Here is a 24,488-nt window from a genome sequence, read left to right as displayed (position 1 = left end):
GATTCCAAAAATAGTCCTTAAATATGAAAAAACCTGACAATTCTAAGACTGCCAGGTTTTATATATTCTGTTTTAAGGAGCTTTAAAGCTGTGAAGGACTCTCTGGAGCCTGAATTTCACTTCCTTGTTCTTTCTCTTTAATTTCCGGTACTTCCGGTGTTTCAATATCCTTTTGCGGGATGGTATTTGTAACAGGTTTTTCTGTAAGTTCAGGATCCCAAGCTCTTTTTCCGAAAATGTCTTCAAGATCTTCACGGAAGATTACTTCTTTTTCCAGAAGCTTGTTGGCAAGAGCATCAAGTTTATCTTTGTTTTCTTCCAGAATTTTTACGGCTCTGTCATATTGATTTTCGATGATTGATTTAATCTCGGCATCAATTTTTGTAGCTGTTTCTTCAGAATAAGGTTTCCCGAAAGAATATTCAGACTGGCCTGAGCTGTCATAGTAAGAAATGTTTCCGATGTTAGGACTTAAACCGTAGATCGTAACCATTGCCTGGGCTCTTTTCGTTACTGTTTCAAGATCGGAAAGCGCACCTGTGGAAATATTGTTAAAAATAACCTGCTCTGCAGCTCTTCCTCCTAAAGTAGCGCACATTTCGTCAAGCATCTGTTCTGTAGTGGTAAGCTGTCTTTCTTCCGGAAGATACCATGCTGCTCCTAATGAACGTCCTCTCGGAACAATCGTTACTTTTAAAAGCGGAGATGCGTGTTCTACCAACCATGAAATTGTTGCGTGTCCTGCTTCATGATAAGCTACTCTTCTTTTTTCAGAAGGTTTGATGGCCATATTTTTCTTTTCAAGACCTCCGATAATTCTGTCTACAGCATCAAGGAAATCCTGTTTTGTAACAGAGGTATGACTGTTTCTTGCGGCAATAAGCGCGGCTTCGTTACATACATTGGCAATATCTGCACCACTGAATCCCGGAGTCTGCTTGGCAAGGAAATCCCTGTCTACATTTTCATCCAGTTTGATTTTCTTAAGGTGAACATCAAATATTTCTTTTCTTTCATGCAGCTCTGGAAGGTCTACGTAGATCGAACGGTCAAAACGTCCGGCTCTCATCAGGGCTTTATCAAGAATATCAGCTCTGTTGGTGGCAGCCATCACAATTACGTTAACATCTGTTCCGAAACCGTCCATTTCTGTAAGAAGCTGGTTGAGTGTATTTTCTCTCTCATCGTTTCCGCCTGAGAAATTATTTTTTCCTCTTGCACGTCCGATGGCATCAATCTCATCAATAAAGATAATGGCAGGAGATTTAGCTTTCGCCTGAGCAAAAAGGTCTCTTACTCTTGAAGCTCCTACTCCAACAAACATTTCAACAAAATCTGAACCTGAAAGGGAGAAGAACGGCACTTTAGCTTCACCTGCAACGGCTTTTGCCAATAATGTTTTACCGGTTCCCGGAGGGCCTACCAAGAGTACTCCTTTAGGAATTTTACCTCCCAGTTTGGTATATTTTTCAGAATTTTTAAGGAAATCTACTACTTCCTGTACTTCTTCTTTAGCACCTTCAAGACCTGCAACATCTTTAAATGTTACCTGGATTCTTTCTTTTTCGTCAAATAGTTTTGCTTTGGACTTTCCGATTGAGAAGATCTGTCCGCCAGGGCCTCCGCCTCCGCCCATCTTTCTGAAAAGAAGGAAGTAGAAAAGTCCCAGGATCGCAATCCATATCAGCGCTGAAACCAGGATATCCATGAACGGGTTTTTACCTGCTCCGTAATCTTTTGTTGTTTTAATTGCTGCGTTTGTCGCTTTTATCTGATCAAATTTCTGAAGGAAAAGCTGAAGATCTCCATATTTTACAGAAAAATCTGCTTTTGGAGCCATATCGAATGCAGAAAGGGGATTATTCTGGTTGGCCGATTTGCTGACCATTGCCGTCTTTGCTGCTTTTGTCAGGAAAACATCTGCTTTCTCTGTGTCTTTGTATATGATAACGTTTTGGACCTTTCCTGCCTGCATTTCCCTAAAGAAAGCATCCTCATCAATAGATTTTGCACTGTCGCCCCCTAAAAAATTGGAGCCGAAAAATAACAAAAGAGCCACGATTGCAATTGGAAAAAACCAGTTGAATCCTTTATTGTTCATTTATACTTTTTAAAATTTAATATTCATTTTCAATTTTGGTGATTGCCGCATCTCCCCAAAGTTCTTCAATATCGTAATATTCACGTACTTCTTTCTGGAAAATATGCACTACAACCGTTACGTAATCTACCAAAACCCACATTGAGTTTTCGGTACCCTCTACATGCCAGGGTCTATCTTTAAGATCGTTTCTTACTTTTTTCTCAACACTACCTGCCAATGCAGAAACCTGTGTATTTGAGTTTCCGCTGCAAATAATAAAAGTTTCCGCTACAGAATTTTCAATTTTCGAAAGATCAAAAATCATGATATCTTCACCTTTTACGTCCTGAAGGGCTTCAACAATTTTATCTATTAGTGCCTGCTTTTCTGCTGTTTTATTCATTAAAATATCTATAATCTGCAAATTTATTGTTTTTCTTTTACTTTAGCCTTACTTTTAGCCTTTTAAAGTCTTAAAGTTTTCTTAAATGGGTCAATTATTTTATTTAAAAGAGTGTTCTTCTACTAATGACGAAATATCTAAGTTTTTACTTTACGAAAATTCAGATTTTATAGCTTTACACACATTTAATCAAACTAAAGGCCGCGGACAGTACGGAAACACATGGGCGGCAGTGGCCGGAAAAAATATTGCGTATACGCTGGCTGTTAAGGCTCAAAGCATTCTGCTCTCAGATTTTATATTCAATTACTATACCGCGGTTGCTATTCGGGATTTCCTTGCCAATTTGACTGATCATGATGTAAAGATAAAATGGCCGAATGACATTATCCTTAAAAATAAAAAAATCGTCGGAATCCTGATTGAAAAGAAAAAAGTCAATCAGAATAATTATTTTATCATAGGAGCAGGCTTCAATGTTCTGCAGGATCATTTTGACGAAATATCGCATGCAGGATCACTTCTTACCCAGACAGGACAGGCTTATCATCTTGATGAATTTGTATTGAATCTTCACGAATATCTTTCTGAAAAACTGAAAAACATTCCATCCGAAGAGGAGATTATCGAGCAGTTCAACCGTAATTTATACCGTAGAAATGAAATTTCTGTCTTCGAGATTGAAAAAGAGAGACAAAATGGCATTATCCGGAATGCGGACGAAAAGGGAGAGCTCTGGATAGAACTTGAAAGATACGGCTTACAATCTTTCTATCACAAAGAGATCAGGCTACTCTACTGATTGGCTCTTTTCAGGTAAAGGTATAAGGTAAGCGGAAAGAAAACCATATTAGGCAGCCACATAGCAACAGCCGGCGAAAGGCTTTTATTCTCGGAAACTACTTTTAATGCCTCGAAAGAGAAAACGAAAACAAATGCCAGGGAAATACCTATTGCCAGGTTAACCCCAAGGCCTCCTCTTTTTTTCTGGGAAGCCAGCGAAAGCGCAAGGAAGGTTAATATAATAATGGAAACAGGCATGGAAGTTCTCTGATGGAACTCATTAAGGTAAGAATTCAGATTGCTGTTTCCTTTCTCTTTTTCTCTGTTGATAAATTTTATAAGTTCGGGAGTGGTTTTATTTTGTCCGAGCAATTCGTTCGGGAAAAGTTCTTCAGGGGAATGCCCGTAACTTTTCCTTATTTCCACACCATTCCCCAGCTTTTCAGTATTATCTTTATTAACCGTTTTTTCCAGATAGTTGGTAAGGATAAACTGTTTTTTGGCTTTATCCCAGTATACTTCGGATGCTTTAAGCTCGTAGGTCATTTTCCGGACTTTATCAAATTTCTGATAGACAAAGCCTGAACCTCTGGTTTCTCTTTTATTCCAGGAGTTCACGAAAATATATTCTGTTTTGCTTAACTGGGCAGATGCAGGACCGGTTCCCAGAATTTTTTCTTTGTTTGCTGCATTATAGGTATAGGCTTCCAGCTCATTTTTCTTAATATTGGCCCACGGAAGCACCATATGATTGACCAGAAGGGATATCATGGCAATGAAAAGCGAAGTATACAGATAAGGTTTAGCAAATCTGTGGAAACTGGCTCCGCTGCTTATTACTGCTACAATCTCAGTATTATTCGCCATTCTAGAAGTGAAATAAATCACGGAAATGAATACCAGAATGGAAAGAAACGTCACTACAAGGTTAATGATCCAGAAGGGATAGAAATTAAGCAGGAAATACATTAAATCCAGTTTGGGATCTAAGGCTTTTGCATTTTCTATTCTTGGGATTTTCTGCTGAACATCGATCACCAGTACAACTATAGACAGCAATATCAGCATGAAACTGAATGTTCCAAGGTATTTTTTAATGATATATCTGTCTATAATTTTGATCATGATCTTTCTCTGTTTAAAGTCTTTGTCTGAGAACAGGCACTACAGATTTTTTCCATTCATAGAAATCACCTGCTATGATATGTTCTCTGGCTACTTTTACAAGGTCTAAATAAAATGCCAGATTGTGTACGGAAGCGATCTGTTTTGCAAGATATTCTTTTGACACAAATAAATGGCGTAAATATGCTTTTGTATATTCTCTGTCTACATAACTTGTTCCAAATTCATCGAGAGGAGAAAAATCACGCTTCCATTTTTCATTTTTAAGATTCATGACACCCTGCCAGGTGAAAAGCATTGCATTTCTTGCATTTCTGGTGGGCATTACACAATCCATCATATCAATGCCCAGGCCGATGGATTCAAGGATGTTCCAGGGAGTTCCTACACCCATGAGGTATCTTGGTTTGTCTTTTGGAAGAATATCCGTTACCTCATCGGTAATTCTGTACATTTCTTCTTCCGGCTCTCCTACGGAAAGTCCACCGATTGCGTTTCCTTCTGCTCCGGCTTCGGAAATCACTTCAGCTGAAATTTTTCTGAGATCTGAATAGGTAGAACCCTGAACAATCGGGAAAAGTCTTTGTTTGTGCCCGTAAATTTCTTTATTTTCTTCTGTCCAGTCGATACATCTTTTCAGCCATCTATGAGTAAGCTCCATGGATGTTTTGGCCTGATTGTATTCGCAAGGATAAGGGGTACATTCATCGAAAGCCATGAAAATATCTGCCCCGATCTGTCTCTGGATTTCCATTGACTTTTCAGGAGTAAACATGTGATAACTTCCATCGATATGGGATTTGAACTTCACTCCTTCTTCAGACATTTTTCTGCTTTTGGAAAGCGAAAATACCTGAAACCCTCCTGAATCAGTAAGGATAGGCAGGTCCCAGTTCATGAATTTGTGCAGTCCTCCTGCTTCCTGCATAATATCCATGGTAGGACGAAGATACAGGTGGTATGTATTTCCCAGGATAATCTGGGCTTTAATGTCTTCTTTTAATTCTCTCTGATGAACTGTTTTCACACTGGCTACAGTTCCTACAGGCATAAAGATGGGCGTCTGGATCTTTCCGTGATCGGTTGTGATCTCTCCTGCTCTTGCTTTTCCTTCAGAGGTTTTTTCTATATTAAAAAATTTCATTCGTAATATTCTTTTAATTCACCGCTCTTAACGGTTCTTCCGCATCATAATTTATCTGTTTAAAACAGGAGTAACGCCGCTTTTTTTCAGTTTATCCTGGATATATTTATTTGCTTTAGGATCTTTTTTCAATACTATTTTCTGTGCGTCTTCCGCAATATTTTTCATTTTGTCTTTAATGACATAGTATTTGAAGCTTTCTACAAAATCTTCGGACTTTATATTGTGTGTCTTAAGCACAAATCTTGTTCCTGCCTCTAAATTTTTGTTTGGATATATAATAACCGCCTGGTCTGTAATGGCAAGATCAGCAAGAATCTCAGCCATTTTTTCAGGCTCGATGAGATTTTTGGGCTTATCGATATAGTCGCCGCATGAGAACATGCACAGCATAACGAAAATGAAGACCAGTTTTTTCATAATCTGTTGATTATTGATTTCCATTTTAAATTTAAAACTCCAAATACAGCTTCATGAATGATACCTCCGTTCATTTTGCTTTCTCCTAAAATTCTGTTGGTAAATATAATAGGAACTTCTACAATTTTAAAACCTTTTTTAAAAGCCCTGAATTTCATTTCAATCTGGAAGCCGTATCCTTTAAGCCTTACATTATCTAATCCAATCTCTTCAAGAACTTTCCTTGAAAAACAGACAAAGCCTGCCGTTGTATCATGAATCGGAAGCCCTAAAATAAATCTTACATATTTAGAGGCAAAATAAGAAAGCAGCACGCGGCCCATTGGCCAGTTCACTACATTTACTCCTTTTGAATAACGTGATCCTATTGCCATATCAGCATTTAAACAGGCTTCAAAAAGCTTGGGCAGATCATTCGGATTGTGGGAGAAATCGGCATCCATTTCAAAAATGTAATCGTATTTATTTTCGATAGCCCATTTAAACCCGTGAATATATGCTTTTCCCAAACCGTCTTTTATATGCCTTACCGAAAGATGAAGATAATGGGAAAACTGTTTTTGCAGCTCTCTTACGATATCAGCCGTTCCATCCGGAGAAGAGTCATCCACAACCAGAATATGAAAATCGTCCTCCAATGCAAAAACCGCGGAAATAATATTTTCAATATTTTCCTTTTCGTTATATGTAGGGATAATGACGAGTTTTTTCATTTCAGTTTGCAAAGATAGTTTATTTAACCTTTTTATTTTATACAAAATAATCTATAATTTTGCAAAAAATATTCCTTTGCTGTTATCACAAAATTTTATAAACCACGTAAGAATACCTGAGAATAATGATTGGGTAATCTTCATATTAATAGGATGCATATTCTTATATGTGTTCATGATGAATATCATAGAAAGGGATGCCAGCCTGAAAGATTTTCTGCTTCAGAAGTATTTTGATGCCAGCAATAACCTGCCGAGCTGGATTATTACTTCCTGCGTAACGGCACTTACCTTATCTGCCCTGCTTTCACAATATATACCCATAGTTCCGAAATACATCAGCGATCTGCAGCTTTTCGGTTACCAGGTTAATAAATTCGGATATACTCTGCTGGCAGTTGTATTTTTTTATGTCTCCAAATCTGCACTGGGCTTTTTATTTTACCAAAGTATTGGTGATGGCAGAAAATGGTCTGTTTTTTATTTTACCTCGACGAAATTTTACTTCATTCTGTCATTTTTGTTAATAATTTTATGTGTAGCCCACTATTATTTCCCCGTGGACAGAAATAAAATATTTTTATACTACTTCTACTTCTTTGCATTCGTGGCGGTTTTCAAGATTTTCTTCTATTTGTTTCACAAAAACAATATACTTCCCGAAAAATGGTATTATAAATTTTTGTATATTTGCACCCTCCAAATTGCACCTTTATTGTTGCTTTGGAAGTTGTTATTTTTTTAATAAAAGTCAATGATGAGAATAAAGTCCATATTGGTTTCTCAACCAGCGCCTAGTGAGTCTTCTCCATATCTGGATATAGCAAAGAAGGAAAAAATAAAAATTGATTTCCGTCCTTTCATCCATGTCGAAGGAGTAGACAACAAAGAACTCAGAACTCAGAAGATAGATCTGACGCAGTATACTGGAATCATTTTCACCAGCAAAAATGCGATAGACCATTATTTCAGGCTTGCCGAAGAATTGCGTTTTTCAGTTCCGGATACGATGAGATACATCTGCCAGTCTGAGGCAATCGCCAACTATCTTCAGAAACATATTGTTTATAGAAAGAGAAAGATCAGCTTCGGAGAGAAAAACTTTTCGGATCTGTTACCTCTGTTTAAAAAATTCCCTACTGAAAAATATCTTCTGCCGTCTTCGGATGTTCTGAGCCCGGATATCGTAAAAACAATGGAAACAGCTAATGTAGACTGGACCAGAGCTATTATGTACAGAACGGTATGCAGTGATCTTACGGACATCAATGCTAAGGATTATGATATGCTGATTTTCTTTAGCCCGCAGGGAATCAAATCTCTTCAGCAGAATTTTCCGGACTTCAAACAGGAGGAAACAAAAATCGGTGTTTTTGGAAACACAACGCTGGCAGCAGCAGAAGAGGCAGGCTTAACAGTAGATCTTATGGCTCCTACAAAGGAAACTCCATCTATGACAATGGCACTTGAAAAGTATATCAAAGCGCTACACAAGTAGCATTTGAAACTTAATATAAAAACAACCGTCTTTTCTATACAGGAAAGATGGTTTTTTTTTAACTAAATTTGAACAAGAATTAATATTGAATAAAATGTCCTGAATAATTTTCAAAAAAAGAGAAATTTATAAGTACATTCCATCAGTCACAAAAATTTAAAATATCCGGATGAAAGCTCCACAGGCAAAAAAAATAGAAAAAATACTAGAAAAACATAATGACAGAAGAACTGACAATTACTTTTGGCTCAATGAAAGAGAAAACCCTGAAGTCATACAATACCTTGAAGAAGAGAATGCCTATGAAGAGTTTATGATGAAAGACACGGAAGCTTTCCAGGAAGAGCTTTTCGAAGAAATGAAGGCCCGTTATAAAAAAGATGACGAATCTCTCCCGTATTTCTTTAACGGATACTGGTATATTGTACGCTATGAGGAAGGAAAAGAATACCCTATTTTCTGCAGAAAACAAGCAAGCCTGGACAATGCAGAAGAAATCCTTATTGACGTTAATATTTTAGCAGAAGGTGAATCCTACTTTGAAGTGGGCAGCGTTGCCGTTTCTCCCAATAATGAGCTGGTCTCTTTTTCAACAGATAATGTAAGCAGACGAATTTATACTATCAATTTCAAGAACCTTGTAACCGGGGAAATTTTCCCGGACCAGATCCTGAATACAACAGGAAAAGCGGTTTGGGCCAATGATAATGAACACGTTTTTTACACCAGAAAGGATGAAAGTTTGCGCGCTTTCCAGGTATACAGACATAAACTGGGTACAGATTCTTTAGAAGATGTCCTGATTTTCCATGAAAAGGATGATACTTTTGATGTGAATGTATTTAAAACAAAGTCGATGGAATATATTTTCATTGCAAGCTCAAGTACAATTTCTGATGAACACAGGTTCATTCCTTCCAATGATGTTTTTGCAGAATGGAAAATTATCCAGCCAAGAATAGATGACTTGGAGTATTCGGTAGAACATTACGAAGACGAATTTTACATCATCACAAACGCAGATGATTCCACGAATTTCAAGATCGTAAAAACGAAAATTGATAATTGCAGCATGGAAAACTGGGTAGATGTGATCCCACACCGCGCTGAAGTTCTTCTGGAAGGCTTTGAAATTTTCAGGGATTACCTTGTTCTTGAAGAAAGAGAAGAAGGCCTCTTGCAGATCAAGATCATTGATGAAAAAACACAGGAGTCTTATTATCTTCCTTTTTCTGATCCTACTTATACAACCTATATAGGAATCAATATGGAGTTTGATACGGAAGTTCTGCGTTACGGTTACACTTCATTAACTCAGCCAAGCTCAACATACGAGTACAATATGAAGGAAAAAACCACTCAGCTTCTTAAACAACAGGAAGTTCTCGGCGGAAAATTTCTTCCCGAAAACTATATTTCAGAAAGAATCTGGGCAGAATCAAGAGATGGGGAAACAAGAATCCCGATTTCCCTGGTTTACCATAAAGACACTCAAAAATCTTCAGACACGCCTTTATTATTATACGGTTATGGAAGCTATGGCCATACTGTGGATGCAAGTTTTTCCAATGTAAGGCTTTCCATTTTAGACAGAGGATTCATTTACGCTATCGCTCACATCCGTGGCGGGGAATATTTAGGCAGAGAATGGTATGAAGACGGAAAAATGCTTTACAAGAAAAATACATTCTTCGATTTCATTGATGCGGGAAAGCATTTAATTAAGGAGAATTACACATCATCCAACCACATGTATGCAATGGGCGGAAGTGCAGGCGGACTTCTGGTAGGAGCTGTAGTAAATTATGAACCTAAACTTTTTAACGGAATTGTAGCACAGGTTCCTTTTGTAGATGTGGTTACGACAATGCTGGATGAAACGATTCCCCTAACAACCGGGGAATATGATGAATGGGGAAACCCCAATGACAAGGAATATTATCAGTACATGAAAGAATATTCGCCTTACGATAATGTTGAGGCAAAAGATTATCCCCACATGCTGATTACAACAGGTCTTCACGATTCCCAGGTGCAATACTGGGAACCGGCAAAATGGACGGCCAAGCTTAGAGAATTAAAAACAGATGACAATTTATTGTTATTCAAAACTGATATGAGCTCAGGCCACGGCGGTGCAAGCGGAAGATTTGAATCCCTGAAGGAAGATGCGCTGGAATATGCATTTCTTTTAATGATTGACAAAAAATAACTGTAATTTTTTCTTCAACTTAAAAACGAAACCATGTTATTACTAAGTTTTCTCGTAATAGCAATTGTTTACTATCTGATACAAAAAGATAAAATCCGGAAGACGGAAAAGCGCGAAATCTTTAAAGAAAAGCAGGAAGAAAAACTGCAGCAGCTTCTTGAAAAAGCAAGAGAAGAAGATGCAAGAAAAGCTGAAGAAAATAAATGACGAATACTATGAACGAATCCGAATACTGGCAAAAAATAGAACAGTTTTTTATAGAAAATTTTGATACTGAAAAAAACGCTCCCATTGAAACTTATCTGTTTTTAATAGGTCTTCAGGAGTTGGGAAGCGGTCAGCAGAAATACACAAAAGATGATAAGGTTAACTTAATTCATATTGCCGTCTGCAGATTGCTGGAACCTTTTGGATATTATAAATTTACGCATTACGATGATGATGGGTACCCGCACTTTGAAAAACTGGAAGAATTGCCGGAATTAAAACCGAACGAGCAGTCTCTTCTGATGAAAAAGGCAATCATACAATATTTTCAGGAAGAAGAACTGATTTGATAGAGGTAAATCAATTTGAGAATTTGAAAATGAGTTAATTTGAAAATTTGGTGACGGTCATTTATTTAAATGAATTCTCTTAATTTCAAAATACAAAGACAGATTAAGTCTGCCTATATAAATTTATAAAGAATGAAACTATTTGAACCAAGCATAAAGCCATTCTCAAATTAACTCATTTTCAAATTCTCAAATTAAATAATTTCTTCCAGTTGTGTAAGCCCCATCTTAAATCCTTCTTCAAAGCCCATTTCCAACATCTGCTTCATAGCTTCAGGAGATGAAAAATGGATATTGACAGTCATTTTTGTTCCTTCTTCTACCCCTGTAAATCCGAACAGCCATTTAGACTGATCAAAATTTTCATTGATATTTCCCTTTTCATCACAGAAAGCATCTGTTCCATCAAAACTTCTATGCTCCATAATCTCGCCATACTTCACCTGGGCATACATTTTTTCTCCATCCGGGCCTACCATTGCATAATGCCAGATTCCACCTTCTTTAAAATCCTGTTTTACCGTTTCACACTTCCATGGCTTTGGGCCCCACCACTGATCCAGTAATTCGGATTTGGTAAAATAGTCCCACACTTTTGATACATCAGCATTATATATCTTCATGACATATACACTGTTCGAATCAAAATCTTTGTTAAAAATGATATCAGATTCCATAAGTAATTATTTTTATTAAAGCTAGTTATTTTATCCGTTTACAGCTCTTTTCATATGGCAAGTAATTTTAAATTCATAAATATTTGTTAAAAAACTCTCTTTTAAGAGAAATTAAACAATTTTTTGGCTCGTTTTTTGTTTATGAAGTCTTAAAATAATTAATTTTAACATTCATTTTTCCCAATATATTAAAATCAAATAATGAATAATAAATTCATCCCAATAATTTCGGTGTTTATGACGATTTCACTGATTGTCTTTGTGACACTCCAATTTTATTGGCTGAAAAGGTATTATGGCACATTAGAACAGGATTTCTCAAACAAAGTATATACCGCTCTGGAAAGTACAGCCAAAAGTGTTTCGGAAATCGAGGTGGAAAAATACATGAATGAAAACAACAAGAATTTCCGGAATGATATTATTGCCAACAGCAAGCAGCCTTCCCTTACTACGATTCAGCAGGTGGAAGATTCCGGCACTCAGAGACAGATCATTTATTCTAAAAATATCATTGAAAAAACGCAGCTTCCCATTTCCCAAAGAGGAGATTCAATAAAATGGACTACCCTTTACAGTGATGAAGCGGCCTATAAAATAAAAAGGGACACCACAAAACCGCAGCAACTTACTGCAGAAATCAACAATGATATTGAAAATGGGGATTATACCATAAAAGAATTTGCCAAAATCTACGGGAACAATCTACCCATTACAAAAAGAGTTAATGATAAAATTCTTGACTCAGTTATTACAAAAGAACTGAAAATAAGAGGAATCTCTGCAAAATTCGGGTACGGAATTACTGATAAAAACAACAACCTTACCAGCGTTGTAAACAAGGTGTATAAAGAGAAAAAGGATAACAATACTTATTCTTATCCCCTTTTTACCGATACAAAAGACAGGACCTTATATACCTTGGCTTTAGTTTTTCCTAAAAAGGAATACTCACTGGCAATGAACAACTGGCCGATGCTTCTGGGAACCTTCCTGTCATTATTAACTATTCTTGGAATTTACATTATTTCCATCAATTATATGATGAGACAGAAAAAACTGGCAGAAGTAAAGACAGATTTCATCAATAATATGTCCCACGAGTTTAAAACACCGCTGGCCACAATTTCTGTAGCTACCGATTCTTTAGCCAATGACAAGATTGCGACAAATCCGGATAAGGTAAAATACTATTCGGAACTGATTAAGCAGGAAAATCTAAGGATGAAAAAACAGGTGGAAAACGTCCTGAATATGTCCAAGCTTGAAAGAAATGAAGTAGAGCTGTTCCTCAAAGAAGCCAATGTTCGGGAACTGATAAAAAGGACAACAGAATCTTTCAATCTTATTGTACAGCAGAGAAACGGTTCTTTGACGCAGGAATTCAACGCAACCCATTATACATTTAAAATAGATGAATTCCATATCTCAAATATGCTGGTGAATTTACTGGACAATGCCAACAAATACTCGCCGGAAGCACCTGAGATTAAAGTAACAACAAGAAACGAAGGAAGCTGGTACGTTATAGAAATTTCCGACAAGGGAATGGGAATGGAAACCCAGAATAAAACCAAGATCTTCGAAAAATTTTTCAGGGAAGAAACCGGTAACATTCACAATGTAAAAGGACAGGGGCTGGGGCTTTCTTATGTAAAGAAAATTGTAGAACTGCACAAAGGACAGATACTCGTAGATTCCCACAAAGACAAAGGAAGTACGTTTACGATAAAGCTGCCAATGGCTTAAATGATAAGGAAGAGTGATGAATGATAAACTTTCATTCTTCAATGATAAAAATAGAAACCAAATAACAAGTATAGAGGATAGAGTGAGAACGTTCATTCTTAATTATTAATTATTAATTATTAAAATCATGAGCAACAGAATATTATTAGTAGAAGATGATCAGAGTTTCGGGGCTGTGCTGAAGGATTATTTAACGATCAACAATTTTGAGGTAACCCTTGCTACAGATGGAGAACAAGGTTTGAAAGAATTTACAGAAAATGAGTTTGATATCTGTATTTTCGATGTAATGATGCCTAAAAAAGACGGGTTTTCATTAGCTGAAGACGTAAAAAAAATTGATAAAAATACCCCTATCATATTCCTTACCGCAAGAAATATGAGAGAAGATATCCTTAAAGGCTATCAGCTGGGAGCAGACGACTATATTACAAAACCGTTTGATACGGAACTTCTTTTATACAAGATTAAAGCAATCCTGCAGAGAAGTTCTACGCTGGAAAATGAAGAACAGGAACAGTTTAAAATCAGCAATATTTTCTTCGATTCTATGCTGAGACAGCTGAAAGTAGGTGATAAGGAATACAAACTTTCTCCGAAGGAAAATGAACTGTTAAAGCTTCTTTGCATTCACAGAAACGATTTTATGCCGAGAGATCTTGCTTTGAGAAAAATCTGGAAAAAAGAAAATTATTTTACAGCAAGAAGTATGGACGTATATATTGCCAAGCTTCGTAAGCTGTTAAAAGATGACGAAGGATTGGAAATTATCAACGTTCACGGAGAAGGATTCAGACTTTTAGTTAAAAATTAGGCTTAAAAACCTGTTATAAATATAAAATTAGCAAAACAATTAAAAATGTTTTGCTAATTTTGTTTCATACCGATTGGATATGAAAAATACATTCTTAGGCCTTATTGCCATCTCCTTAGCAGCTGTTTCATGCAGTAAAGATGAAAAACCTACTTATTTAAAAGAAGAAGCCGGTGTTCAGCAGCCCAATATAGCAGTTAATTCAACTTCTAAAACAGCCCTGATGGAACAGGCGGGTGTCCCATCCAATTCAAATCCAGCTCCTATTACTACAGTACCTGGGATAAAAAATCCTCCGCACGGACAGCCTGGCCACAGATGCGATATCCCTGTCGGGCAACCGCTTAACGTAAATCCTGCAACTACACAGACTGCTGCCGGTCAAAATCCTAATAACTCTATTAAAATAGACCCGAATTCAATGTCGCCGGGAAAAGTTGTAATTAACAATGACGGGAAGCAGGTAAAAACAGCTCCCGGAATGAATCCTCCACACGGACAGCCCGGTCACAGATGCGATATTCCTGTTGGACAGCCTTTAAACAGTAAACCTGCCCCTGCTCCAACGCCTCAGCCCGTTCAAAGCGCAGCACAGAATGTTCCCGGACCTGTACCCGTTGCCGCCCCAACTGGTGAAAAACCGAAACTAAACCCTCCTCACGGAGAGCCGTGGCATAATTGCGCCTTAAAAGTTGGCGATCCTTTATCATAATTTTTGTATTTTTGCAGGAATGAAGCTGTTTCACATTCTTACAGTTATTTTATGTTTAGGAATTTTTTTAGTTCCTAAAGACAGCTTCTATTCCCAATCTATGCAGGAAACATGCTGCAAAGCCAAGTCTGAAAAAAACGATTGCTGTAAAAATCATACTTCAAAAAATCATACAGACGGCAAAACAAAGTCTTCATGTAATGATGATTGCTGCTCAACATGTGTTGCGTGCTACACCTATATAGAAACACCTTTTTCGAGAAACTTACACTTTGAACTGTCTTATTACAAAGCGAATAAGAATTTCCAGTTCCAATATTCACCACCTCATTTATCAGACCGTTTAAAAGAAATCTGGCAGCCGCCTAAAATAGGTTAATTATTACACAGTAGTCCGTTAAATGCTTTAATGGACCATTTTTAATTAATCAAAACTTTTAAGCAAAATGAAATTATATATTTCCAGGTTTATTCTTGGACTAATGATCTTGTCTGTACACTTTATATCAGCTCAAAACCTTTCAAAAAACCAGTTTAAAGTCAAGGGAAACTGCGACATGTGCAAATCCAGAATTGAAGCTACAGCCAAAAAGGCAGGTGCTAAAACAGCTGTTTATTCTATTGATCTTCAGACTTTAACCCTGGAAACAGACAATAAAGTTTCTACAGATGAAATTTTAAAGAAAGTTGCCGGTGCAGGCCACGATAATGAGAAATTCAAATCCAGTGACGAAATCTATAAAGGTCTTCCGGGATGCTGTCATTATGAAAGAGACCCTGCTCCCTCTCCTGTAGAAGCTCATCAGCATCATGCTAAAAAAGATAATGAGTTTTATGTAAAAGGGAATTGCGGCTCATGTAAGGCAAGAATTGAAAAAGCCGCAAAAACAGCCGGAGCAGATTCAGCCGAATGGAGTGCAGAAAAACAAACGGTAACGCTAAATTTTGATCCGTCAAAGACCTCATCAGATAAAATTCTAAAAGCTATTGCTGATGTGGGACATGATAATGAAAAATATAAAACCTCTGACGCTGTCTATAAAAATCTTCCGGGATGTTGTTTGTACGACAGGGATATTCCTTTTGGAGAGGTTAATCCAAAAGTTCATTCCGAAGAAGGAACAAAGCATGAAGACCACAAAGAACATGAATCGGAAACTACTGATGATCACCATGAACAGCATGGAAAAACAATTGAAGGCGTAACGGTTACAGGTTCAAAAGCTGCAACTGCATTAAGCAAAAGGGAAGCAGGCCTTGTTTTTAATATCGATAAAAAGGAACTGTTAAAAGCAGCTTGCTGTAACCTCTCGGAAAGCTTTGAAACCAATGCAACCGTAGATGTTTCTTTCAGCAATGCCGTTACGGGAACAAAACAGCTGAAAATGCTCGGTTTGGATCAAAAGTACACTAGCTTAACCAAAGAACTTCTGCCAGAGATCAGAGGTCTTGCTTCGGCTTACGGACTGAATTTCATTCCCGGAAGATGGATTGAAAGCATTCAGCTCACCAAAGGCGGAAGTACGGTAACAAACGGCTACGAAAGTATTACAGGACAGATCAACACTGAACTTTTGAAAAATGCCAAAGAACCTGAGACTTCGTTAAATATCTTCGCGGATTTCAACGGAAGAGCGGAAGCCAATATTACAAGTGTCTCCCCTATCAATGATAAATGGTCGCAGACCTTTTTACTGCATGGAAACGGAACTTTCGGGGATACGGATATGAATGATGACACTTTTCTCGACAGACCGAAAGGAACGCAGATCAACACTGCCTATCTTTTAAATTATAATGATCTGGAAAAATCAGGTTTGGGATCTCATTTCGGGATCAATTTTATCAGGGATGAGAGAACAGCCGGACAGATTGGTTTTGATAAAAATCTGGCTCAGGATAAACAAAATGTATACGGTGTAGGAATTGATATTTCCAGATTCCAGGTTTGGAATAAAACAGGGTACGTCTTCAAGGGAAAACCTTATCAGAGTTTAGGATGGATGAACCAGTATGTATATCATCAGCAGGACAGCTTCTTCGGACTGAGAAATTATTCCGGGAAACAGCATACCTATTATTCCAATCTGATTTTTGAAAGCATTATCGGTAATACCAACCACAAGTATAAAGCGGGAGCAAGCTTTTTATATGACGGCTATGAGGAAACGTATTTAACCGATGATATGAAGAGAAATGAAATGGTTCCGGGAATTTTTGCAGAATATACATTAACGGGATTAAAATATACTTTGGTAGCAGGAGCCAGAGCGGATTTTCATAATCTTGCGGGAACTCAGTTTACCCCAAGAGTTAATTTTAAATATGATTTCACGCCTCAGACGATCTTAAGGCTTTCTGCGGGCAGAGGGTTCAGGACGGCTAATGTTTTTGCGGAAAACCAGCAGTATCTAGCATCTCACAGAAGCATTCAGATTCTTCAGAATAATGGAAATATCTATGGTTTAAAACCAGAGATCGCATGGAATTACGGAGCCAGTTTACAGCAGGAATTCAAACTTTTTGGAAGAAAATCCTCAATTGTTGCTGATTTTTTCAGGACGGATTTTCAGGATCAGGTTCTTGTAGATCTGGACCGTTCTCCGCAACAGCTTACTTTTTATAACCTGGAAGGAAAATCTTTTGCCAACTCTTTCCAGACCCAATGGGATTTTACCCCTTTTAAAAATTTTGATGTAAGGCTGGCTTATAAATATTATGATGTCCAGGCAGATTATATGAACGGCAGAAGAGAGATTCCGTTTATGGCAAAACACAGAGGTTTCGTGAATCTTGCGTATGCAACCAATAAAAATGATAATGGAGGCTTCTGGAGTTTTGATACTACTCTGAATTGGGTAGGAAAGCAAAGACTTCCTGATACTTCCAGTAACCCGGCAGAATTCCAGCTTCCTGTATATTCCGATTCTTATGCAGTACTGAATGCGCAGATCTCAAGAAATTTCAATAAAAAGATCAGGGCCTATTTAGGTGGTGAAAACCTTACTTCATATTACCAGAAGAATGCAATTGTTGATTTTAAAAATCCTTTTGGAAATTACTTTGACGGTGGGATGGTGTATGCACCGATTATGAAAGCCAACTTTTATATGGGACTGGATGTGGCTTTTTAAATGGTAATTGATTTTATAAACTAAAATTCTTTGTAATTAAAATAGTACTCTCTCGCAGATTGAGCAAATCCAGCAGATGTTTGTATTTTATAATCTGCGAGAAAAAATAAAAGCCTATTTCATCTATACAAAAAACAGCATCAAATTGATGCTGTTTTTACTTTTTTTTATATAAGAGTAAATTATCTTCCGAAATCGTCCTGTACTCTCACAATATCATCTTCATCTGAAGGATTGGATGCATCTGTATGCTGCCAGATTTCAGCAACCACACCCCAGCCAGACAAACCGATAAGCCTGTGTCTCTCACCTTGCTGAAGCTTAATCTGATCTTTCGGGTGATATTCTTTCAGCTCCCCTTCTTCATCTGTATTACTGGTTTTGATTCCCACTACCCCTTCAACTACCTGCCAAATCTCTGCTCTTCTGTGATGATACTGCCAGCTTAAACGTGAATCAGGAGCAACAAGAAGGATTTTAGGGCTTAGTTTTCCGCCTATTTTTAAACTTTCTACATTAATTCCATCAAAATACTGATTGGCAAAATCCTGCGCCTGGTTTTCATCAATCACGAAAAAACCGCCCCAGGGTCTTGTGCTATCCTTTGCTGCAACGGTAAACCCCTGTGATTCCAGCATTTTTTCTACTTTATCGAATATTTCTGTTTTCTCTGTATCCATAATTTACCCTATTCTAAAATTATTTTCAAATTTAATGTTTGTTAATGACTATTCCTTCGACATTGAATAAGGAAAATCTTTTTCCTGTGAACCTCTTTCTTTATTCGGCTTATTATCCATCTGAAAATCCAAAATTGCCCCATTCATCAGTTCTTTATGGCTCAGCCAGTTTTTTGAGTAAAACCGAAGATTTACGTTTAAAGATTTCACATATAGATTTTCAGCACTGTTTTCCGGTGCTTTTATTTCAATTTTCTTCCCGTTTTCCAGATGAATTACTGCTTCTTTGAAAAGCGGTGCTCCCAGAACGTACTGATCTGTAGCAGGTGTTACCGGATAAAAACCTAAGGCAGAAAATACATACCAGGCAGAAGTCTGACCGTTATCTTCATCCCCGCAATATCCGTCAGGTGTAGCATAATAAAGTTTATCCATCACCTGTCTTGCCCAGTATTGAGTTTTATAAGGTGCTCCTGCATAATTGTACAGATAAATCATGTGCTGGATAGGCTGGTTTCCGTGGGCATACTGCCCCATATTCATAATCTGCATTTCACGGATCTCATGGATTACGCTTCCGTAATAACTATCATCAAATACCGGTGGAAGGGAGAAAACCTCATCCAGTTTAGCTTCGAAATTCTTTTGCCCGCCCATTAATTTAGCCAAACCGTCAATATCCTGGAAAACAGACCATGTGTAATGCCAGCTGTTTCCTTCTGTAAATGCATCACCCCATTTAAACGGATTGAATGGCGAATGGAATTTTCCGTTTTTGTTTTTTCCTCGCATCAAACCGGTTGACGGATCAAACATATTTTTATAGTTGTAAGCTCTTTTTTTGTAAATATCAATTTCAGAAGCAGGTTTACCTAACGCTTTCCCTAATTGATAGATGGCAAAATCATCATAGGCATATTCTAGCGTTCTGGCTGCATTTTCATTGATCTTTACATCGTAAGGAACATAACCTAAAGTATTGTAATATTCAACTCCCCTGCGCCCTACGGCATCTATCGGGCCTTCATTATTGGCACCATGCTTTACAGCTTGCCAAAGGGTTTCCACATCGTAACCGCGAAGTCCTTTTATATAAGCATCTGCAACTACTGAGGCTGAATTGTTTCCTATCATGATATCGGAATATCCCGGACTGCTCCATTCCGGTAAAAACCCTCCTTCTTTGAAAGTATTGGCCAAACCTTCCTGCATTTCAACGTTCATACTTGGATATACGAGGTTAAGGAAAGGATAAAGAGCACGGAAGGTATCCCAAAAGCCGGTTCCTGCAAACATTTTCCCGTCTAAAATCTTTCCGTTGTAAGGGCTCCAGTGTTTTACTTTATTCTGAGCATCGATCTCATATAATTTCTGAGGAAAGAACAGGGTTCTGTACAGCGAAGAGTAAAATGTACGTATCTGCTGATCTGTTCCGCCTTTCACTTCAATTTTTCCTAATGTTTTATTCCAGATATTTTTTGCCTCTGTTTTTACCTGTTCAAAGTTCTTTCCTCCTATTTCTCTTTTCAGGTTCAGTTCTGCCTGTTCGAAACTGATGAACGAAGAAGCTGTTCTTGCATAAACACTTTCTTTATTTTTCAGTTTAAATCCAACAATTGCTCCTGCATGATCGCTTGTGATTTCCAACTGATTTTTAACAAAAACGCTGTCTTTCCAGGTGGTTGTTAAATCAAAATCTTTATCAAACTGGATGACAAAGTAGTTTTTGAAATTATCATATTTCCCTCTGGAATATTTGGTTGTATAACCAAGGATTTTTCTTTCTTTGGGAAGGATCTTAATGTATGACCCTTTATTCAGGGCATCAATAACGATATATGCGCTGTCTGTTTTAGGAAAATCAAATTTGAAGAAAGCTGCTCTTTCTGTGGGAGTAAGCTCTGTAGTTACATTGATATCCGCCAGATAAACGCTGTAGCTGTAAGGCTTTGCAATTTCTGCTTTATGGCTGAACCAGCTGGCACGTTCTTCTTCCTTAAATTTTAGTTTACCCACTCCGGGCATGATCGCGAAGGCTCCGTAATCATTCATCCAGGGAGATGGCTGGTGGGTTTGTTTAAATCCTTTTATTTTGTCTGCATCGTAGGTATAAGCCCATCCGTCACCCATTTTTCCTGTTTGCGGTGTCCATAGGTTCATTCCCCAAGGAAGCCCAATGGCGGGATAAGTGTTTCCATTGGATAAGGACGGTTTGGACTGGGTTCCCATTAAGGGATTCACATAATCAGCAAGAGAAATCTTCTGGCCAAACGTGAAGATATTGAGTAAAATTAAAAGACCTGAGAATAAAAACTTCATGATATCATTTTGTTAAATTGATCCTGGCTTTCTTCAAAGCGTAACCTGCAGCACCAAGAATAGCTGCATCTTCAAAAATAGCGGAAATTTTAATAGGAAGACTGATTTTATGATCTTCCAGATGTTGATTTAACCTCTTTTTAAAGCAGGGATATACTTTTGCAATATTTCCGCCTATGACCAGAACTTCCGGGTTATAGCCCCTGACATATTTCACAATAAATTCGGCAAAGGAATCTGCATAATCATCGAATATTTGAGACTGTATATCTTCCGGCTGATCCAGCAGATCTTTGGTTCCTGATATTTTCCCACCAGTCAAAGCTGCATAATGATTTACAAACCAGCGTGTCGCAAGATAATCTTCACAAATAGAATTTCTGAAAGGTGAATCCCAAAGATCTTCATCTGAAGCTGTTTCCCCATCATAAAAAGCAGTTCCCAATCCTGTTCCCAAAGTAACCCCGAAAACCCTTTTGTAATCCTGCACACAGCCTCCAAAAACTTCTCCTTCAAGAAAAGCCCCGGCATCATTTACGAAATGAATCTGAGCAGTTGATATGGATAGCCTTTTAGCAAGTTCTTCTTTAATATTGATCTGGTAAATGTCGATGAATTTCCCCTGCTGCATCAATGATATTCCGTTTTCGTAATCAAAAGGTCCCGGCATTGCTATACCGAGCAGAAGGTCTTTTTTAACGAGATCTTCAGTTACTTTTTCTATGGCCGAGATCCAGGCGGAAAAAATGCTTTCCCTGTCCCCGAAAGAATCTACATGTTCCCTTACGTATGTAGAAGCAATAATTTCACGTTTCTCCGGGTCTACCTGGGCCATGGTAATATGCGAACCGCCAATGTCTATTCCTACTATATTCTGCATTATACTTTTTTATTTTTCCTGAAACCATTCTTTGATTTTAAAACAGACAGACAAAAAGCCACTGACTTCCGTCTGCCTGTAATAAAATCTCCTAATTTATTTTACTTTTATTTTTGGTTAAGCTTTATTCTACCACCATTTTTCCGGAAGATTTTACAGTATTCTCTTTTGAATTTATTTTATAAACATAAGTTCCGACAGATAAATTCTGAGTACTGATGGCTATATCGTTTTTATCAATTTTCTGGCTGATTATTAACTTACCTGTCATATCGTATAACAATATTTCACCGGCAGAACTGTCATTGATCCTGAAATGAATATTATTTCCTTTTTTAACAGGATTTGGATATGCCTGATTGATATTTTCTTTTGCCGAAGCTATATCCTGTGCAGATAATGTAGTACAGGCTACGTCTGTTTTCCAGTTAGTTGCCGTCATATTGGTCAGGGTTGCAAAATGGGTATTTGTTGTGGCATCTAAAGCTCCATTTCCGCTTCCTTCATTCATTCTCCAGTTGGCTTCAAGACCTGTTGAACTGCCTGCCACATTACAGTTATTGGCAAGAATTTCTGCAGGTGTCAATGCTCTTTTCCATACCCTGAATTCATCTAAAAATCCGTTCAGTGTTCTGGAATTATCATAATTTCTGGCCAGATAAAGAATACCGTTGGCAGTAAAATTTCCTGTTGCAGCGGCACTTGCATCAAGATTACCGTTGATGTAAATTTTCATAGCTGCTCCGTCATAAGTGGCTGCAATATGGTACCATGTGTTTGTATTGAGCCCGGTATTACTGTTAAGCTTTACCTGCGCTGATCCGAAGCTTAGGATGAACTGTAATTTATTATTGGCAAGATTTCCGTCACCGAATCGTAAAATCGCAGAATTGCTGTCACCAACCTCAATACCCATTACTGATGAAATATAGGGAAAGGCTGTTTTAAATGCATTTACTTTTACCCACCCTTCAAACGACACAGCGTTTCCACTTAGATTAAACTGTCCTGCATTAAGATATTGTGTACTTCCATTGAATGAAAGGGATCTTGGTCCGGGACTCTGAACAGGGGCAAATCCACTGTTGAAAGATGCATCTGCGGTATATGAGCTGGTATTTGTTCCATTACATACGGCCTGTACTTTCCATACATAATTTGTGTTTTCAGTTAAACCAGGAAGTGTGTAAGAAGTTGAAGAAATATTCTGAACATCAATCCAGCTAGTTGCTGCAGCTGTTTTGTATTGTAAATTATATGATAATGCACCTGGTACCAAGTCCCATGAAACTTTGGTGGTAGTTCCCAGAAAGCTTTCAGCTTTTAAACCGGATGGTGTTGTGCATCCGTTTCCCGAATTGAACCTTGGCGCAAACAGATAGGTACTTTTTATTGTTGCTGAACAATTAGACTGTATTCTCCAGTCATAGTCCGTATTTAAAGTAAGGTTACTAACTGTAATATTGTTTCCTGTGTAGCTGCTTGCAATATTGGTCCATGTTGTTGAACCAGCCGGCTTATAATCAACATTATACGTTTGGGAACCAATGGGAGTCCAGTTTAATTTGGCCGAAGTTCCTGTAATATTTGTGGCTTCAAGTCCCAAAGGAGGGTTGCATGTATCTCCCTGTGACCATGAATAAAGCGGACCTGAGAGCAGTGTATTTTCATTGTAAAGGATATTTGATCCTGTACTCAGATAGCTGGCATTATCAACCCCGTTAAGGTCATACCACATAAACACGCCATACCCGTCATTTTTGGTATTGGTTGCAAGAGTGGAAAGTGTAGCAGCTGAAGTGGACTGCGGATTCGAGTTACGAATCCATGTAGCGGCGGCAGAAAGCTTGGCATTGGTAAGCGGCGGCACAGAAGGCGCACTGTAGGTTCCATAATACGGATTCCAGCTGTAATTGATATAGTTTCCAGCCACATCACCGTTGTAGGTTTGTCTTGATATAGCCGGGCCTATATAATAAAACGTAATCAGTTTGTCGGGCATCGCAGCTTTAAGTTCCTGTAAAAGCATTACGAAAGAGCTGCTGTTGGGCTGGCCTGTTCCGTTATTTCCATAGTCTGAATATTCATCATCCAGATCAACACCATCCAGACCGTAAGTATAAACGGTATGTGCGAGTTGTAGTGCAAAATCCTTTGCAGCTTCCCTGTTCGGGAAGTTTGAAATTCCGGATCCCTGGTGATTCCCTAAAATATCCAGCAATACTTTAATTCCTTTTTGCTGTAAAGGTCTTACATAAGTATTTACATCGTTCAGGACTTTGGTAACGTTGTTATTGTTGGAAATATAAGCCCTGTTTTTAGAAACATCATAATTAATGTTGGCAGCAAAGATAATGGCAACATCAAAAAGCTGTCTGTTCGTATTCTGCAGGGTATAGGATCCCGCATTCAGCATGTTATTGTTGTTCACTTCCACATAACATATCCCCACAGGATTGAGCTGCTGGGCTTTAAGTAAAGATGCCCCATGAATGACCAGTAAGATCAGGGCGGTAAGAATAGATTTTTTTTTCATAGTATTAATTTAGTTTTGGTAAAATCACCGGGCCGGAGCCCGATGATGA

22 protein-coding genes are annotated in these 24,488 nt (G+C 37.9%); 11 read left to right on the top strand and 11 right to left on the bottom strand.

Annotated features, from left to right (window positions below; translation table 11 throughout):
- Positions 1-82: 82 nt before the first annotated feature.
- Positions 83-2,101: an ATP-dependent zinc metalloprotease FtsH gene (gene ftsH / locus HNP36_RS13085; RefSeq protein ID WP_184164259.1), complete on the bottom strand. Its 2,019-nt coding sequence runs from the start codon at positions 2,099-2,101 to the stop codon at positions 83-85.
- Between the two features lie 16 nt (positions 2,102-2,117).
- Entirely contained in the window at positions 2,118-2,486 is a 369-nt protein-coding gene (gene rsfS, locus HNP36_RS13080) for a ribosome silencing factor (RefSeq protein WP_184164254.1), read from the bottom strand.
- 85 nt (positions 2,487-2,571) lie between these two features.
- Here rsfS and HNP36_RS13075 point away from each other — a divergent pair, with 85 nt between their 5' ends.
- On the top strand, positions 2,572-3,288 hold the full coding sequence (locus HNP36_RS13075; RefSeq protein WP_184164249.1) for a biotin--[acetyl-CoA-carboxylase] ligase: 717 nt from the start codon (positions 2,572-2,574) through the stop codon (positions 3,286-3,288).
- On the opposite strand, the gene HNP36_RS13070 is transcribed toward HNP36_RS13075, so the two are convergent.
- From HNP36_RS13070 to HNP36_RS13055, 4 genes are read right to left on the bottom strand one after another with little or no spacing between them, the layout of a single operon-like run.
- Positions 3,282-4,391, bottom strand: a complete 1,110-nt coding sequence (locus HNP36_RS13070) for an LptF/LptG family permease (RefSeq protein WP_184165216.1) — start codon at positions 4,389-4,391, stop codon at positions 3,282-3,284. The genes HNP36_RS13075 and HNP36_RS13070 overlap by 7 nt on opposite strands.
- A gap of 16 nt (positions 4,392-4,407) precedes the next feature.
- Entirely contained in the window at positions 4,408-5,538 is a 1,131-nt protein-coding gene (tgt, locus tag HNP36_RS13065; protein ID WP_184164246.1) for a tRNA guanosine(34) transglycosylase Tgt, read from the bottom strand.
- 51 nt (positions 5,539-5,589) lie between these two features.
- Positions 5,590-5,958, bottom strand: a complete 369-nt coding sequence (locus tag HNP36_RS13060) for a DUF4296 domain-containing protein (RefSeq protein ID WP_184164243.1) — start codon at positions 5,956-5,958, stop codon at positions 5,590-5,592.
- Entirely contained in the window at positions 5,955-6,671 is a 717-nt protein-coding gene (locus HNP36_RS13055) for a polyprenol monophosphomannose synthase (RefSeq protein WP_184164240.1), read from the bottom strand. The genes HNP36_RS13060 and HNP36_RS13055 overlap by 4 nt, the downstream gene beginning before the upstream one ends.
- A 76-nt stretch (positions 6,672-6,747) precedes the next feature.
- Between HNP36_RS13055 and HNP36_RS13050 the strand changes: the two genes are divergently transcribed.
- The 5 genes from HNP36_RS13050 (at position 6,748) to HNP36_RS13030 (ending at position 10,938) form a co-directional block, all read left to right on the top strand.
- Positions 6,748-7,416, top strand: a complete 669-nt coding sequence (locus HNP36_RS13050; protein WP_184164237.1) for a DUF4271 domain-containing protein — start codon at positions 6,748-6,750, stop codon at positions 7,414-7,416.
- Positions 7,417-7,428: 12 nt separating this feature from the next.
- Positions 7,429-8,169, top strand: a complete 741-nt coding sequence (locus HNP36_RS13045; RefSeq protein ID WP_184165214.1) for a uroporphyrinogen-III synthase — start codon at positions 7,429-7,431, stop codon at positions 8,167-8,169.
- 169 nt (positions 8,170-8,338) lie between these two features.
- Positions 8,339-10,381: a S9 family peptidase gene (locus tag HNP36_RS13040; protein WP_184164234.1), complete on the top strand. Its 2,043-nt coding sequence runs from the start codon at positions 8,339-8,341 to the stop codon at positions 10,379-10,381.
- Positions 10,382-10,414: 33 nt separating this feature from the next.
- Entirely contained in the window at positions 10,415-10,588 is a 174-nt protein-coding gene (locus HNP36_RS13035; RefSeq protein ID WP_184164230.1) for a hypothetical protein, read from the top strand.
- A gap of 8 nt (positions 10,589-10,596) precedes the next feature.
- Entirely contained in the window at positions 10,597-10,938 is a 342-nt protein-coding gene (locus tag HNP36_RS13030) for a hypothetical protein (protein ID WP_184164227.1), read from the top strand.
- 194 nt (positions 10,939-11,132) lie between these two features.
- Here the strand turns inward: HNP36_RS13030 and HNP36_RS13025 are convergent, their stop codons facing one another.
- Positions 11,133-11,615 carry an SRPBCC domain-containing protein gene (locus tag HNP36_RS13025; RefSeq protein ID WP_184164223.1) on the bottom strand — a complete coding sequence of 161 codons (483 nt, stop codon included), beginning with the start codon at positions 11,613-11,615 and terminating at the stop codon, positions 11,133-11,135.
- A gap of 201 nt (positions 11,616-11,816) precedes the next feature.
- On the opposite strand from HNP36_RS13025, the gene HNP36_RS13020 reads away from it, so the two are divergent.
- The 5 genes from HNP36_RS13020 to HNP36_RS13000 all read left to right on the top strand — a co-directional run bounded on the left by HNP36_RS13020 (position 11,817) and on the right by HNP36_RS13000 (position 18,024).
- Positions 11,817-13,364, top strand: coding sequence for a sensor histidine kinase (locus HNP36_RS13020; protein WP_184164220.1), 1,548 nt, complete (start codon positions 11,817-11,819; stop codon positions 13,362-13,364).
- 127 nt (positions 13,365-13,491) lie between these two features.
- A complete protein-coding gene (locus HNP36_RS13015) occupies positions 13,492-14,178 on the top strand; it encodes a response regulator transcription factor (RefSeq protein ID WP_002982671.1) in 687 nt (228 codons plus the stop codon).
- Between the two features lie 79 nt (positions 14,179-14,257).
- Positions 14,258-14,890 carry a hypothetical protein gene (locus HNP36_RS13010; RefSeq protein WP_184164217.1) on the top strand — a complete coding sequence of 211 codons (633 nt, stop codon included), beginning with the start codon at positions 14,258-14,260 and terminating at the stop codon, positions 14,888-14,890.
- 19 nt (positions 14,891-14,909) lie between these two features.
- Entirely contained in the window at positions 14,910-15,269 is a 360-nt protein-coding gene (locus HNP36_RS13005; protein ID WP_184164214.1) for a hypothetical protein, read from the top strand.
- A 67-nt stretch (positions 15,270-15,336) separates the two neighbouring features.
- On the top strand, positions 15,337-18,024 hold the full coding sequence (locus HNP36_RS13000) for a TonB-dependent receptor domain-containing protein (RefSeq protein ID WP_184164211.1): 2,688 nt from the start codon (positions 15,337-15,339) through the stop codon (positions 18,022-18,024).
- Positions 18,025-18,206: 182 nt separating this feature from the next.
- On the opposite strand, the gene HNP36_RS12995 is transcribed toward HNP36_RS13000, so the two are convergent.
- The 4 genes from HNP36_RS12995 to HNP36_RS12980 all read right to left on the bottom strand — a co-directional run bounded on the left by HNP36_RS12995 (position 18,207) and on the right by HNP36_RS12980 (position 24,439).
- The gene (locus HNP36_RS12995) at positions 18,207-18,704 is read right to left on the bottom strand and encodes a phosphoheptose isomerase (RefSeq protein WP_184164207.1); all 498 of its coding nucleotides are present in this window, start codon (positions 18,702-18,704) and stop codon (positions 18,207-18,209) included.
- 48 nt (positions 18,705-18,752) lie between these two features.
- Positions 18,753-21,023, bottom strand: a complete 2,271-nt coding sequence (locus HNP36_RS12990) for a GH92 family glycosyl hydrolase (RefSeq protein ID WP_184164203.1) — start codon at positions 21,021-21,023, stop codon at positions 18,753-18,755.
- Between the two features lie 4 nt (positions 21,024-21,027).
- The gene (locus HNP36_RS12985; protein WP_184164200.1) at positions 21,028-21,903 is read right to left on the bottom strand and encodes an ROK family protein; all 876 of its coding nucleotides are present in this window, start codon (positions 21,901-21,903) and stop codon (positions 21,028-21,030) included.
- A 124-nt stretch (positions 21,904-22,027) separates the two neighbouring features.
- The gene (locus HNP36_RS12980) at positions 22,028-24,439 is read right to left on the bottom strand and encodes an endo-beta-N-acetylglucosaminidase H (protein WP_184164197.1); all 2,412 of its coding nucleotides are present in this window, start codon (positions 24,437-24,439) and stop codon (positions 22,028-22,030) included.
- Positions 24,440-24,488 lie beyond the last annotated feature (49 nt).

Origin of the sequence: Chryseobacterium shigense (genome assembly GCF_014207845.1) — a bacterium.
Lineage (GTDB): Bacteria > Bacteroidota > Bacteroidia > Flavobacteriales > Weeksellaceae > Chryseobacterium > Chryseobacterium shigense_A.
Note: the sequence above shows the minus strand (reverse complement) of the source record. Positions and strands in the feature narration are given on the sequence as shown.